At 72.2% G+C, this 11,898-nt stretch carries 9 protein-coding genes; 3 read left to right on the plus strand and 6 right to left on the minus strand.

From position 1 onward, the window contains the following. Positions 1 to 118 precede the first annotated feature (118 nt). Genes J2X49_RS11830 through J2X49_RS11840 form a run of 3 tightly spaced genes read left to right on the plus strand, consistent with a single transcriptional unit; the run spans position 119 to position 2,951 of the window. Entirely contained in the window at positions 119 to 526 is a 408-nt protein-coding gene (locus J2X49_RS11830) for a response regulator (protein WP_310126561.1), read from the plus strand. Continuing rightward, entirely contained in the window at positions 523 to 1,488 is a 966-nt protein-coding gene (locus J2X49_RS11835; RefSeq protein WP_310126564.1) for a HEAT repeat domain-containing protein, read from the plus strand. Before J2X49_RS11830 ends, J2X49_RS11835 begins: the two co-directional genes overlap by 4 nt. Then, on the plus strand, positions 1,485 to 2,951 hold the full coding sequence (locus tag J2X49_RS11840; RefSeq protein ID WP_146358176.1) for a glycosyltransferase: 1,467 nt from the start codon (positions 1,485 to 1,487) through the stop codon (positions 2,949 to 2,951). The genes J2X49_RS11835 and J2X49_RS11840 overlap by 4 nt, the downstream gene beginning before the upstream one ends. On the opposite strand, the gene J2X49_RS11845 is transcribed toward J2X49_RS11840, so the two are convergent. The 6 genes from J2X49_RS11845 to mmsA all read right to left on the minus strand — a co-directional run bounded on the left by J2X49_RS11845 (position 2,919) and on the right by mmsA (position 11,843). Further along, positions 2,919 to 4,568: a HAMP domain-containing sensor histidine kinase gene (locus J2X49_RS11845; RefSeq protein ID WP_310126570.1), complete on the minus strand. Its 1,650-nt coding sequence runs from the start codon at positions 4,566 to 4,568 to the stop codon at positions 2,919 to 2,921. The genes J2X49_RS11840 and J2X49_RS11845 overlap by 33 nt on opposite strands. Next, positions 4,565 to 6,400 carry a helicase HerA-like domain-containing protein gene (locus J2X49_RS11850; protein ID WP_310126573.1) on the minus strand — a complete coding sequence of 612 codons (1,836 nt, stop codon included), beginning with the start codon at positions 6,398 to 6,400 and terminating at the stop codon, positions 4,565 to 4,567. Before J2X49_RS11850 ends, J2X49_RS11845 begins: the two co-directional genes overlap by 4 nt. 30 nt (positions 6,401 to 6,430) lie before the next feature. Further along, positions 6,431 to 7,663 carry a multidrug effflux MFS transporter gene (locus J2X49_RS11855; RefSeq protein ID WP_146358170.1) on the minus strand — a complete coding sequence of 411 codons (1,233 nt, stop codon included), beginning with the start codon at positions 7,661 to 7,663 and terminating at the stop codon, positions 6,431 to 6,433. Then, a complete protein-coding gene (locus J2X49_RS11860) occupies positions 7,660 to 8,877 on the minus strand; it encodes an amidohydrolase (protein WP_310126580.1) in 1,218 nt (405 codons plus the stop codon). Before J2X49_RS11860 ends, J2X49_RS11855 begins: the two co-directional genes overlap by 4 nt. A 217-nt stretch (positions 8,878 to 9,094) precedes the next feature. Beyond that, on the minus strand, positions 9,095 to 10,333 hold the full coding sequence (mmsB, locus tag J2X49_RS11865) for a multiple monosaccharide ABC transporter permease (protein WP_146358166.1): 1,239 nt from the start codon (positions 10,331 to 10,333) through the stop codon (positions 9,095 to 9,097). Beyond that, on the minus strand, positions 10,317 to 11,843 hold the full coding sequence (gene mmsA / locus J2X49_RS11870; RefSeq protein WP_310126839.1) for a multiple monosaccharide ABC transporter ATP-binding protein: 1,527 nt from the start codon (positions 11,841 to 11,843) through the stop codon (positions 10,317 to 10,319). Before mmsA ends, mmsB begins: the two co-directional genes overlap by 17 nt. Positions 11,844 to 11,898: the final 55 nt, after the last annotated feature.

Here is an 11,898-nt window from a genome sequence, read left to right on the forward strand (position 1 = left end):
CCATCCTCCGCCCTGTGATGACGCGGGACATCGAGCACGGATGTCCCGCGTCGTCGCGTTCCGCCTCCGTGTAGGTTTGAGCCACGGCAGTCAGACTCGTCACGTTGGAGCTCGCCATGTGCCCAAGCAGTCCTGCGCCGCTGATGCGCCGCGCTGGAGCGGTGCGGTGAGCGGCCGCATCCTCGTCGTCGACGACGACCGCGACATCCGCGACCTCGTCGCGATCAAGCTCGAGTCGGCGGGCCACGAGATCGTGACTCGCGAGGACGGCTCGCAGGCGCTCGAGGCGGCCGTCGAGGGCGGCTGGGACGTCATCGTGCTCGACGTGATGATGCCGGGCATGTCGGGCATCGACGTGCTGCGCGCGCTGCGCGACCGCGGCGACGAGACCCCGGTCATCCTGCTGACCGCCCGCGGCCAGGAGAAGGACATCGAGGCGGGCTTCGCCGCCGGAGCCGACCAGTACGTCACGAAGCCGTTCAGCCCGCGGGCGCTGCTCGCGCGCGTCACCGCCGTCATCGGATGAGCCCGCTGCCCGCCCCAGCGGTGCTGCAGGCGGTGCTGCTCGCCACATCCGCGGTGGTGGTCCTGATGCTGATCGCCCTCATCGCGCAGCGCACGCTGCGCCGACGCCACGACCGGCGCGACGCTCGGCTCGACGCGCGCCTGCGCCCCCTGGTGCTCGAGGCGACCATCGCCGAGGACGACGAGATCGACGCGCTGCTCGACCGCGTGCGGGCCCTCAGCGCCCCGGAGCGCGCGCACGTGGGCCGATCTGCGTCGCTCATGCTGCGCGACGTCACCGGCGAGGCGGCCGATCGCCTGCGGGCCGTGGCCGACGCATCCGGCCTCGTCCCCAGGGTCATCGCGGCCGTCGCCGACCGCGATCCGGTGCGCCGCGCCGACGCCGCGGAGGCGCTCGGGCTGCTCGCGCCGGCCGGGGCGCTCGAGCTGCTGCAGGCGCTCGCCGGCGACCGCTCCCCCGAGGTGCGCACCGTCGCCGTGCGGGCGCTCGGTGCGTTCGACGACCCCGCGGCCGTCGACCGCGTCATCGCCGCGCTCGCGCTCGACAGCGGCATCCCCATCAGCGTCGCCGCCTCCGCCCTCGTGCAGCAGGGCGCCGCCGCGGGCGAGCGCGTGCGCGACGCGCTCGACCACCCCGACGCCGGCGTGCGCCGCGGCGCCGCGCGCGTCGCAGGACTCATCCAGGCGCCGGGCGCCGGCGCGCCGCTCGCTCGGCTCATCGACGACGAGCACGAGGCGGTCGGCGCCGCCGCCATGCGGTCGCTCGAGCGGCTCCCGGTGCGCGAGGCGGTGCCGTCGCTGCTCGCGACAGCGCTCGGGGGCGGCACGGCCGGCGAGGCGGCCGCCCGCACGCTGGCCGCGATGCCGGCGGCGTGGAGCGCGGATGCGCTGGCCGCGATCGGCGCGGAGGGCGAGCCCGGCGTGCGGCGAGCCTCGGGCCTGCCGAGGAGGGCTGCCGCATGACGTGGCTCCACGACGCGCTCGAGGCGGTCTTCGCCGTCCTCGCGTGGCCGTCGGCGATCTACTTCCTGCTGTCGAACACGGCGCTGCTGGTGCTGATCCTGATCGCCGCCCGCCACTTCGCCCGCTACCTGCGCCGCAGCGAGCACCGCGGCGACGACGCGATGGCCGCCTCGCCGCTCAGCCTCGGCGTCAGCGTGATCGTGCCCGCCTACAACGAGGCGGCCGTCATCCGCACGAGCGTGCGCTCGGTGCTCGACCTGCGCTACCCCGACCACGAGGTGATCGTCGTCAACGACGGCAGCGCCGACGACACGATGCGCGTGCTGCTCGAGGAGTTCGACCTCGTCGAGGACGACCGCGACATCCCCGGCCGCGTGCCGGTGCGCGGCACGATCCGCCGCGTCTGGCGCTCCCGCGGCGGCGCGGTGCCGCTCACGGTCGTCGACAAGGAGAACTCCGGCCGCTCCGACTCGGTCAACGTCGGCCTCGACCTCGCCGCGAAGGAGCTCGTGGTGATGGTCGACGCCGACTCGATCCTCGAGCCCGACGCCCTGCTGTCGGTGTCCAAGCCCTTCGCCGACGACCCCGAGCGCGTCGTCGCGACCGGCGGCGTCGTGCGGATCGTCAACAACAGCCGCGTGCAGGGCGGCCGCATCACCGAGATCCGCATGCCGCGGCAGCTCATCGCGCGCATCCAGGTCGTCGAGTACCTGCGCGCGTTCCTGCTCGGCCGCACCGCGTGGTCCGACCTGCAGGCGCTCATCCTCATCTCCGGCGCGTTCGGCATGTTCCGCCGCGACGTGCTCATCGAGGTCGGCGGCCTCGACCCCGACTCGATCGGCGAGGACTTCGAGCTCGTGATGCGCATCCAGCGCTGGATCCACGAGGGGCGCCGCGACGCGCGGGTCGAGTTCGTCGCCGAGCCGGTCAGCTGGACCGAGGCGCCGTCGACCCTCCGCGTGCTCGCCCGCCAGCGCCGCCGCTGGCACCGGGGCCTGTGGGAGGTGCTGTGGGGCTACCGCCGGGCGCTCCTCAATCCCCGATACGGCCGCGTCGGCATGCTCGCGCTCCCCTACTACTGGCTGTTCGAGCTGCTCGCGCCGCTCATCGAGGTGGTCGGCATCGTGCTCGTGGTGCTCGGCCTCGCCGTGGGCGCCGTCGACCCCGGCATGGCGCTGCTGCTGCTGCTCGTCTCCTACGGCTACGGCGCGCTCGTGACGCTCGCCGCGGTGATCGTCGAGGAGGCGAGCTTCCACCGCTACGAGCGCTGGCGCGACCTCGGCGCGACGCTGTGGGCCATCGTCGCCGAGAACCTCGGCTACCGCCAGCTCACGGCGATCTGGCGCCTGCAGGGCTGGTGGGCGGGCATCGCCGGCACGCAGCAGGTGTGGGGCGAGATGACCCGCACGGGCTTCGCCGAGGCGGATGCGTCAGGACAGCGGCAGGCGGACGGTCGCGGCTGAGCCCGTGCCGGGCTCGCTCTCGAAGGCGATCGAGCCGCCGTGCGCGTGCACGATCGAGCGGCAGATCCACAGCCCGAGCCCTGCGCCGGGGACGGCGGATGCGCGGGCGGACGACGCGCGGTAGAAGCGCTCGAAGACGCGGTCGGCCTCGGCCGCCTCGATCCCGGGCCCGTCGTCGACGACCCGCACGACCGCATCCGGCCCGTCGACCTCGACGACGACGTCGACGCTCCCGTCGTCGCGCGTGTACTTGATGCCGTTCGAGATGAGGTTCTCGAGCACCTGGGCGAGCCGGCGCTCGTCGGCCTGCACAGGCGCGGCGGGGCCGTCGGCGAGCCGGAGCACGACGCCGCGGCGGCGAGCGCGGTGCTCGAGCGTGGCGACGGCCTGCTCGGCGACCTGGCGCACGTCGACGTCGTGCGGGTGCAGGTGCAGCTCGCCGCGGCTCATCTCGCCGACGATCAGGAGGTCCTCGACGAGCGCGCGCAGGCGGTCGGTGTTGCGGCGCACGATCTCGAGCCAGGAGCGCAGGTCGGCGGGCAGCTCCTCGTCGAGGGCGAGCTCGAGGTAGCCGGAGATCGAGGTGAGCGGCGTGCGCAGCTCGTGCGAGACGAGGGCGACGAAGTCGTCGCGATCCTCGAGCATGCGCATGTACCGGGTGATGTCGTCGATCGACGCGATCGAGCCGCGGAACTCGCCCTCGACGATCAGCGGCCGCGAGGACATCGTGACCGCGATGAGATCCTCCCCCGGTCGCTCCACCCAGAACGCGAGGTTGTCGAACGACTCGCCTCGCGCGGCACGGACGAACGGGCTCTCGAGCTTGGGGATCGTCTGCCGCGACTCGAGCTCGAGGAAGCTCGCGCCGGCGAGCGCTGCGGGGGCGCTCGTGCTCGCGAGCGCCGGGTGGCCCGCGAGCGTGCCGTTCATCCTCTGGATCTCGCCATGGGGGCCGAGCAGGAGCAGGCCGACGCGCGCGGTCTCGAAGACGGTCTCGAGGAGCGCGCCGTCCGCGACCAGCTGGCGGGCCATCGCGGTCTTGTCGCGCTCGCGCTCGAGGATCGCGAGCTGCTGGTGGTCGATCCTGCCGGTGTAGCTGTCGGCGAAGGACGCGGCGGCGATGAGCGCGAGCGGCACGAGCACCGCGCCGACGGCGTTCGCCGTCAAGGTCGTGCCCGTCGAGCCGCCGATGTGGAGCGCCATCGCGGCGCTCATCGCGGCGCCGCCGAGCGCCACGATGACGACGCCCCGACGGCGCCCGACGAAGCCCAGCCAGAACGCCGGCACGACGGCGAGCATCGCGACGATCCGCGGCACCGCGGAGTCGCCGAGGAGCAGCATGATCGTGAGCAGGTCCAGCGCCGGCACGAGCACCGGCAGCCAGTTCGCGTCGTAGAGCGGGCCCTGCCCGAGCGCCGCCAGCCCGGTCGCCGCCACGACCACGGCGACGGCCGCCCACAGCCATGGCCCGTCCCAGACGCCCGGCGCGACGACCGTCAGCACGATCAGCACGAGCGAGAGCACCGCGACGGACAGGAGCTGACCGCGGAGCGTCTCCGTCAGGGCGGCGATGCCGTGCGGCCGCTCGCCGGTCTCGGGGGTCTCGGTCGCGCTCACCGGCGACGGTTGCCGAAGACGCCGCGCACGATCTCGCGGATGATCGACTGCCCGGTGCGCGACCCGATGAAGTCGGTGACGACGTTGCCGCCGCTGTCACGGGAGCGCGAGCCGGAGCGCGAGCCCGAGCCGTTGCGCCGGGCCTCGCGCTCGAGCCGCTCGGCCTCCTCCTGCGCGGCCCGGCGAGCCTCGGCATCCTGCTCCGCCCGCTGCGCGGCCTCGAGCTTCGCCTGCAGGATCTCGTACGCCGACTCCCGGTCGACGGCGGTGCCGTAGCGCTCGAGCAGCGGCGAGGCCTGCACGGTGCGCTGCATCGCGGCCTCGGGCGTGGGGTCCATCGAGCCCTGCGGCGCGCGCAGGCGCGTCCAGGCGACCGGGGTGGGCGCGCCGCGCTCGTCCATGACGGTCACAATCGCCTCGCCGATGCCGAGGCTGGTGAGCACCTGCTCGAGGTCGTAGCCGCTGCGCGGGTAGGTGCGCACGGTGGCCCGCAGCGCGGTCGCGTCGTCGGGCGTGTGCGCGCGCAGCTGGTGCTGCACGCGCGAGCCGAGCTGCGCGAGCACGTCGGCGGGCACGTCCTTCGGCGTCTGCGTGACGAAGACGATGCCGACGCCCTTCGAGCGGATGAGCCGCACGGTCTGGGTGATGGCGGCCAGGAAGTCCTTGGAGGCGTCCTTGAACAGCAGGTGCGCCTCGTCGAAGAAGAACACGAGCTTCGGCCGGTCGATGTCGCCGACCTCCGGAAGGTCCTCGAACAGGTCGGCGAGCAGCCACATGAGGAACGTCGAGAACAGCGCGGGCTGGCTGGCGACGCCCGGCACCTCGAGCAGGCTGATGACGCCCCGGCCGTCCTCGGCGACGCGCATGAGCTCGCGCGTGTCGATCTCGGGCTCGCCGAAGAAGACGTCGGCGCCCTGCTCGCTGAACGCGGTGATCTCGCGGAGGATGACGCCCGCGGTCTGCGTCGAGATGCCGCCGAGGCGCTTGAGCTCCGCCTTGCCCTCGTCGCCGGTGAGCCACAGCAGCAGCTCGCGCAGGTCCTTGAGGTCGACGAGCGGCAGCCGCTGCTCGTCGGCGTAGGCGAAGACGATGCCGAGGCTCGACTCCTGCGTGTCGTTGAGGCCGAGCACCTTGGCGAGCAGCGTCGGGCCGAACGACAGCACGGTCGCGCGGATCGGCACGCCCACGCCCTCGCCGCCGAGCGCGAAGTACTCCACGGGCGACGCGGCGCCCTGCCATGCCTGCCCGATGCCCGCGGTGCGGGCGAGCAGCTTGTCGCTCGACTCGCCCGGGGTGGCGACGCCGGAGAGGTCGCCCTTGATGTCGGCGGCGAAGACGGGCACGCCGGCGGCCGAGAGCTGCTCGGCGAGCACCTGCAGGGTCTTCGTCTTGCCGGTGCCGGTGGCGCCGGCGATGAGGCCGTGCCGGTTCATCATGGCGAGCGGGATGCGGATGGGCGTCTGCGGGTCGGGGTCGCCGTTGACGAGCGCTCCCATCTCGAGCACGGGGCCCTCGAAGGCGTAGCCCTCGCGCACCGCGGCGACCTCGTCGTCGGAGAGCGGGCCGTCGTGCTCGACGGGCTCCACCGTCTCGCCGACCTCGACAGGCTGCTCGGGATCGGCCGGAGCCGGCGCCGACTCGGGCGCCTCGGCGAACGTCTCCGCGACGGGCGGCGCCTCGTCCGGGGTCGCGTCGTCCGCGGGCAGCGGCGGCGCATCCGACCGCGCGCGCTGCTCGCCGGCCTGCAGCTCGGCGAGCCGCGCCTCAGCCTGCGCCTGCGCCCGCCGCGCCGCCTCGAGTTCCGCCTGCACCTTGGCCAGCTCGTCGCTCATGCGGTCATCCTTGCATGCGTCCCGGCAGGATCACTCGATCGCGGGCACCTGCCGCGGCCGCACCACGAGCCACAGCGACGCGGTCGCGAGGATGCCGCAGATGAGCATGATGACGCCCATCGGGATCGCGTTCTCGATGCGGAACAGGCCGACGATGGGGCTCACGAGCCCCGCGATCGACATGTTGAGCGCGCCCAGCAGCGACGCCGCTGTGCCCGCCTCGCCGCGATGCCCCGCGAGCGCGAGCGTCTGCACGCACGGCATCGACAGCCCGAACGCGAACGCGAAGAGCGCCAGCGGCGGCACGAGCCCGAGGATCCCGAGCCCCGCGAGGTCGAGCACCACGATGAGCGAGGCGCCCACGATGAGCAGCGACGTCGAGACGGCGAGCACCCATTGGGCCCCCCACCGGTTGGCGGCCCGCCCGGCCGACTGCGTGCCGATGAGCACCGCCACCGAGCAGAGCGCGAAGATGAGCCCGAACCCGCTCGGCGAGAAGCCGTACACCTCCTGCAGCAGCAGCGATGAGGTGGCGAGGTAGGCGAACATGCCGCCGAAGATGCTCGCGCCGATGATGGCGACGCCGACGAAGACGCGGTCGGTGAGCACGGAGCGGTAGCGCTGCCGCAGCGTCGAGTGCCCGGGCACGTGTCGCAGGTGCGGCGGCAGCGTCTCGCGCAGGAAGAGCAGCTGCAGCACGATGACGAGCACCGCGTAGGCGGCGAGCACCCAGAACAGGCCGCGCCAGTGCAGGATGCCCAGCAGCCACGACCCGACGACGGGCGCGGCGATCGGCGCGATGCCGATCACGAGCGCCAGCCGCGACAGCGCGGTGGTGAGCTTCTTGCCGCTGAAGAGGTCGCGCACCATCGCCATCGCGACGACGGTGCCTGCGGCCGCGCCGAAGCCCTGCACGATCCGCAGCAGCGACAGCGAGACGATGTCGGGCGCGAGCGCCACGCCGACGCTCGCGAGCACGTGCACGCTCGTGGCGATGAGCAGCGGCGCGCGACGGCCGATGCGGTCGGAGAGCGGGCCGACCACGAGCTGCCCGAAGGCGAAGCCGAGGGTCGTGGCCGACAGCGTCAGCTGCACGGCCGCATCCGTCGTGGCGAACTCGCCCTTCACCTCCGGGAAGGCCGGCAGGTAGAGGTCGATCGTGAAGGGGCCGAGGCCCGCGAGGAGCCCGAGCACGAGCAGCGTGGTGACGCGGCGCCGCCGCGTGAGCGCGTCGCCGGGCGACGTGAGCGTGGCGGCGGTCACGCCCGGGGCAGGGCGAGCGGCACCTCGTCGCGCGGCGCGACGCGCTCGGCGCCGGTCGCGGCGTCGTGCTCGAAGACGATGCGGCCGTCGATCAGCACCGTGCGCGGGCGCGCCATCGGGTCCATCCAGTCGCCGCCCCAGACCACGAGGTCGGCGCGCTTGCCGACCTCGATCGAGCCGATCTCGGCGTCGACGCCGAGCGCCTTCGCCGGGTTGACCGTGATCGCCCGCAGCGCCGTCTCGCGGTCGAGCCCCTCGCGGACGGCGAGGGATGCCTGGTGCACGAGGAAGGAGATGGGGATCACCGGGTGGTCGGTGATGATCGAGAGCTCGACGCCCGCCTTCGCGAGCTTGCCGGGGTTCGCGATGGAGCGCTTGCGCAGCTCCATCTTCGACTTCGTCGTGAAGAGGGGGCCGATGAGCACGGGCACGCCGCGCTCGGCGAGCAGGTCGGCGACGACGTGCGCCTCGGTGCCGTGGTCGATGATGAGGTCGTAGCCGAACTCGGCCTGGAGGCGCAGCGCGGTGACGATGTCGTCGGCGCGGTGCGCGTGCTGGCGCCACGGGATCTCGCGGCGCAGCACCTTGCCGAGCGCCTCCATCGTCAGGTCGACGTCGTGGTGGCGGTCGTTCTCGGGGTCGGCCATCCGGGCCTGGTAGTTCTGGGCGGCGACGAACGCGTCGCGCAGGATCTTGGCCGTGCCCATGCGGGTCGACGGCGTCACCTTCTTCTCGCCGTAGACGCGCTTCGGGTTCTCGCCGAGGGCGCTCTTCAGGCCCGCCGGCTCGCGCAGCACCATGTGGTCGACGATGCGGCCGTGGGTGTGGAGCGTCGTCGCCTGGCCGCCGATCGGGTTGCCCGAGCCGGGGTTGACGTTCACGGTCGTCACGCCGCCGGCGAGCGCGAGGTCGAAGCCCTCGTCGAACGGGTCGATCGCGTCGATCGTGCGCACCCCCGCGGTGTTGGGGTTCGTCATCTCGTTCGTGTCGTTGGCGGTGTGCCCGTCGCCCTCCGGGTTGACGCCCAGGTGCACGTGCGCGTCGACGAGCCCCGGGGTCAGCTGCGCGCCGCCGGCGTCGAGCACCTCGGCGCCCTCCGGCACCGCGACGTCGGCGCCGAGCTCGGCGATCCGGCCGTCCCTCACGAGGATCGTGCCCTCGAACTCCTCGCCCTCGACGGGCACGACCTTGGCGTTGACGATGGCGAGCAGCATGCGGTTCCTCTTCGTATCAGATTGCGTCCGTCCAGCCTACCTCCTTAGCCGGACGAACGACTTGGTCGTCCCCGCTGCCGCCCCGGAGCATCCGCACCTTCCGCCGATTGGTCACGAATTGCTGCCACACGTCGCGAATGATCGCCGAACGTGACCAATCGACGCGGCGGGAGCGGCGGGAGCGAGCATCCGCCCGGGGCCGTCGTGAGGCTGCGCGTCAGCCGAGCGAGCGCGAGCGCCGCTTGTTGTAGACGTCGAAGGCGACGGCCAGCAGCAGCACCATGCCCTTGATGAACTGCTGGTAGTCGGTCGAGACGCCCATGAGCGACATGCCGTTGTTCAGCACGCCCATGATGAGGCCGCCCGTGATCGCGCCGACCACCGTGCCGATGCCGCCCTGCACGGCTGCGCCGCCGATGAACGCCGCCGCGATCGCGTCGAGCTCGAACAGGTTGCCCGCGCCGGGGCCGGCCGAGTTCAGGCGCCCCGTGAACACGATGCCGGCGAGCGCGGCGAGGATGCCCATGTTGACGAACAGCATGAAGTCGATGCGCTTCGAGCGGATGCCCGACAGGTCGGCCGCGTGCCGGTTGCCGCCGACCGCGTAGATGTGGCGTCCGAAGCGGGTGCGCTGCATGACCACCGTGTAGATCACGATGAGGGCGCCCAGCACGATGAGCACGACCGGGGTGCCGCGCGAGCCCTCGGCGATGCCGAGCAGGAACGTGACGAGCACGATGAGCAGCGCGCCGAAGCCCGTGCGGGTCCAGAACCACCAGGCCGGCTCCGCCTCGACGCCGAGCTTCACGCGCTTCGCGCGGCCGCGCAGCTGCGAGCCGACGAAGAGCACGAGCGTCAGGACGCCGAGGCCCACCGTGATCCACTCCGCGGGGCTCGTCGACGCCGGGAAGAGCTCCGGGAAGAGGTAGCCGCCGCCCAGTTGCCGGTACTCGGTCGGGAACGGCGTGATCTGGGTGTTCGAGAGCGTGATCTGCGTCAGGCCGCGGAAGATGAGCATGCCCGCGAGCGTCACGATGAACGCCGGGATGCCGACCACCGCCACCCAGAAGCCCTGCCAGGCCCCGACGACGGCGCCGAGCACGATGCCGACGACGATGCCGAGCCACCACGGCCAGCCCCACTGCACGACCATCACGCCGGTGGCGGCGCCGACGAAGGCCGCGACCGAGCCGACCGAGAGGTCGATGTGGCCGGCGATGATGATCATCACCATGCCGATGGCGAGGATGAGGATGTAGCTGTTCTGGACGATGATGTTCGCCACGTTGCCGGCGGTGAGCAGCCGGCCGCCGGTGAGGCCCTGGAACAGCAGGATGATCACCACCAGCGCGATGAAGATGCCGATCTGCTGCACGCGCGAGAGCAGGAACGAGCCCGCGGTGCGCAGCGGCGACGGGGCGAGGTCGCGGGTGGACGAGTCACGGGGCGAGGACATGGTCCGCCTCCTTCTCCTGGGTCATGCGCTGCATGAGCGCTTCGGGCGTGGCCTCGGCGATCGGGAACTCGCCCGTCACCCTGCCCTCCGAGATCGTGTAGATGCGGTCGCAGATGCCGAGCAGCTCCGGCAGCTCCGACGAGATGACGATGACGGCCTTGCCGTCGGCGACGAGCGTGTTGATGATCGTGTAGATCTCGTACTTCGCGCCGACGTCGATGCCGCGGGTGGGCTCGTCGAGGATGAGCACCTCGGGGTCGGTGAAGAGCCACTTCGACAGCACGACCTTCTGCTGGTTGCCGCCGGAGAGCTTGCCGACGACCGCGTTGACGCTCGGCGTCTTGATGCGCATGCTGCGGCGGTACTCCTCGGCGACGAGGATCTCCCGCTCGCCGTCGACGAGCACGCGCCCGACGAGCTTGTCGAGCGCCGCGGCCGAGATGTTGCGCTTGATGTCCTCGATGAGGTTGAGGCCGTAGCGCTTGCGGTCCTCGGTCGCGTACGCGAGCCCCGCGCTGATGGCCGCGGGCACGGTGCGCACGTCGACGGGCTTGCCGTGGAGGTATGCGGTGCCGGTGATGTGCGAGCCGTAGGAGCGGCCGAAGATGCTCATCGCGAGCTCGGTGCGGCCCGCGCCCATGAGGCCGGCGATGCCGACCACCTCGCCCGCGCGCACCGACAGGTTGGCGCCGTCGATCACGACGCGGCCCGACTCGGTCGGGTGGTGCACGCGCCAGTCCTCGATGCGGAAGACCTCCTCGCCGACGCGCACCTGCCGCTCCGGGTAGCGGGACTCGAGGTCGCGGCCGACCATGCCCTTGATGATGCGGTCCTCGGAGACCTCGTCGGTGACGAGCGTCTCGATCGTGCGGCCGTCGCGGATGACCGTCACCTTGTCGGCGATCGCCTTGATCTCGTTGAGCTTGTGGCTGATGATGATCGACGTGATCCCCTGCCCCTTGAGGTGGCGGATCAGGTCGAGCAGGTGCGCGGAGTCCTCGTCGTTGAGGGCGGCCGTCGGCTCGTCGAGGATGAGCAGCTTGACGTCCTTCGAGAGCGCCTTCGCGATCTCGACGAGCTGCTGCTTGCCGACGCCCACCTCGTTCGCGCGCACGGCGGGGTTGTCGCCGAGCCCGACGCGGGCGAGCAGGCGCTGCGCCTCGGTGTTCGTGGCGTGCCAGTCGATGAGGCCGCCGCGGCCGACGATCTCGTTGCCGAGGAAGATGTTCTCGGCCAGCGACAGGTGCGGGCTGAGCGCCAGCTCCTGGTGGATGATCACGATCCCCTTGTGCTCGGAGTCGGTGATCGAGCGGAACTCGACCGGCTCGGCCTCGAAGACGATCTCGCCGTCGTACGTGCCGTGCGGGTAGACGCCCGAGAGCACCTTCATGAGCGTGGACTTGCCTGCGCCGTTCTCGCCGCAGATGGCGTGCACCTCGCCGCGCTCGACGGTGAGGTTCACGTCGGCGAGCGCCTTCACGCCGGGGAACTCCTTGGTGATGCCGCGCATCTCGAGGATCGCCGTCACGGTCGTCCCTCCTTCCGTTTCTCGCCGCCGGAGCGGC

It is taken from the genome of Agrococcus sp. BE272, from assembly GCF_031457935.1.
Lineage (GTDB): Bacteria > Actinomycetota > Actinomycetes > Actinomycetales > Microbacteriaceae > Agrococcus > Agrococcus sediminis.

Excerpts from the sequence above, each read along its gene's own strand:
- J2X49_RS11835 (WP_310126564.1), top strand. The coding sequence starts at position 523 with ATGAGCCCGCTGCCCGCCCCAGCGGTGCTGCAGGCGGTGCTGCTCGCC.
- J2X49_RS11840 (WP_146358176.1), top strand. The coding sequence starts at position 1,485 with ATGACGTGGCTCCACGACGCGCTCGAGGCGGTCTTCGCCGTCCTCGCG.
- J2X49_RS11850 (WP_310126573.1), bottom strand. The coding sequence starts at position 6,400 with ATGAGCGACGAGCTGGCCAAGGTGCAGGCGGAACTCGAGGCGGCGCGG.
- J2X49_RS11860 (WP_310126580.1), bottom strand. The coding sequence starts at position 8,877 with ATGCTGCTCGCCATCGTCAACGCCAAGGTCGTGCCCGTCGAGGGCGAG.
- mmsB (WP_146358166.1), bottom strand. The coding sequence starts at position 10,333 with ATGTCCTCGCCCCGTGACTCGTCCACCCGCGACCTCGCCCCGTCGCCG.
- mmsA (WP_310126839.1), bottom strand. The coding sequence starts at position 11,843 with ATGCGCGGCATCACCAAGGAGTTCCCCGGCGTGAAGGCGCTCGCCGAC.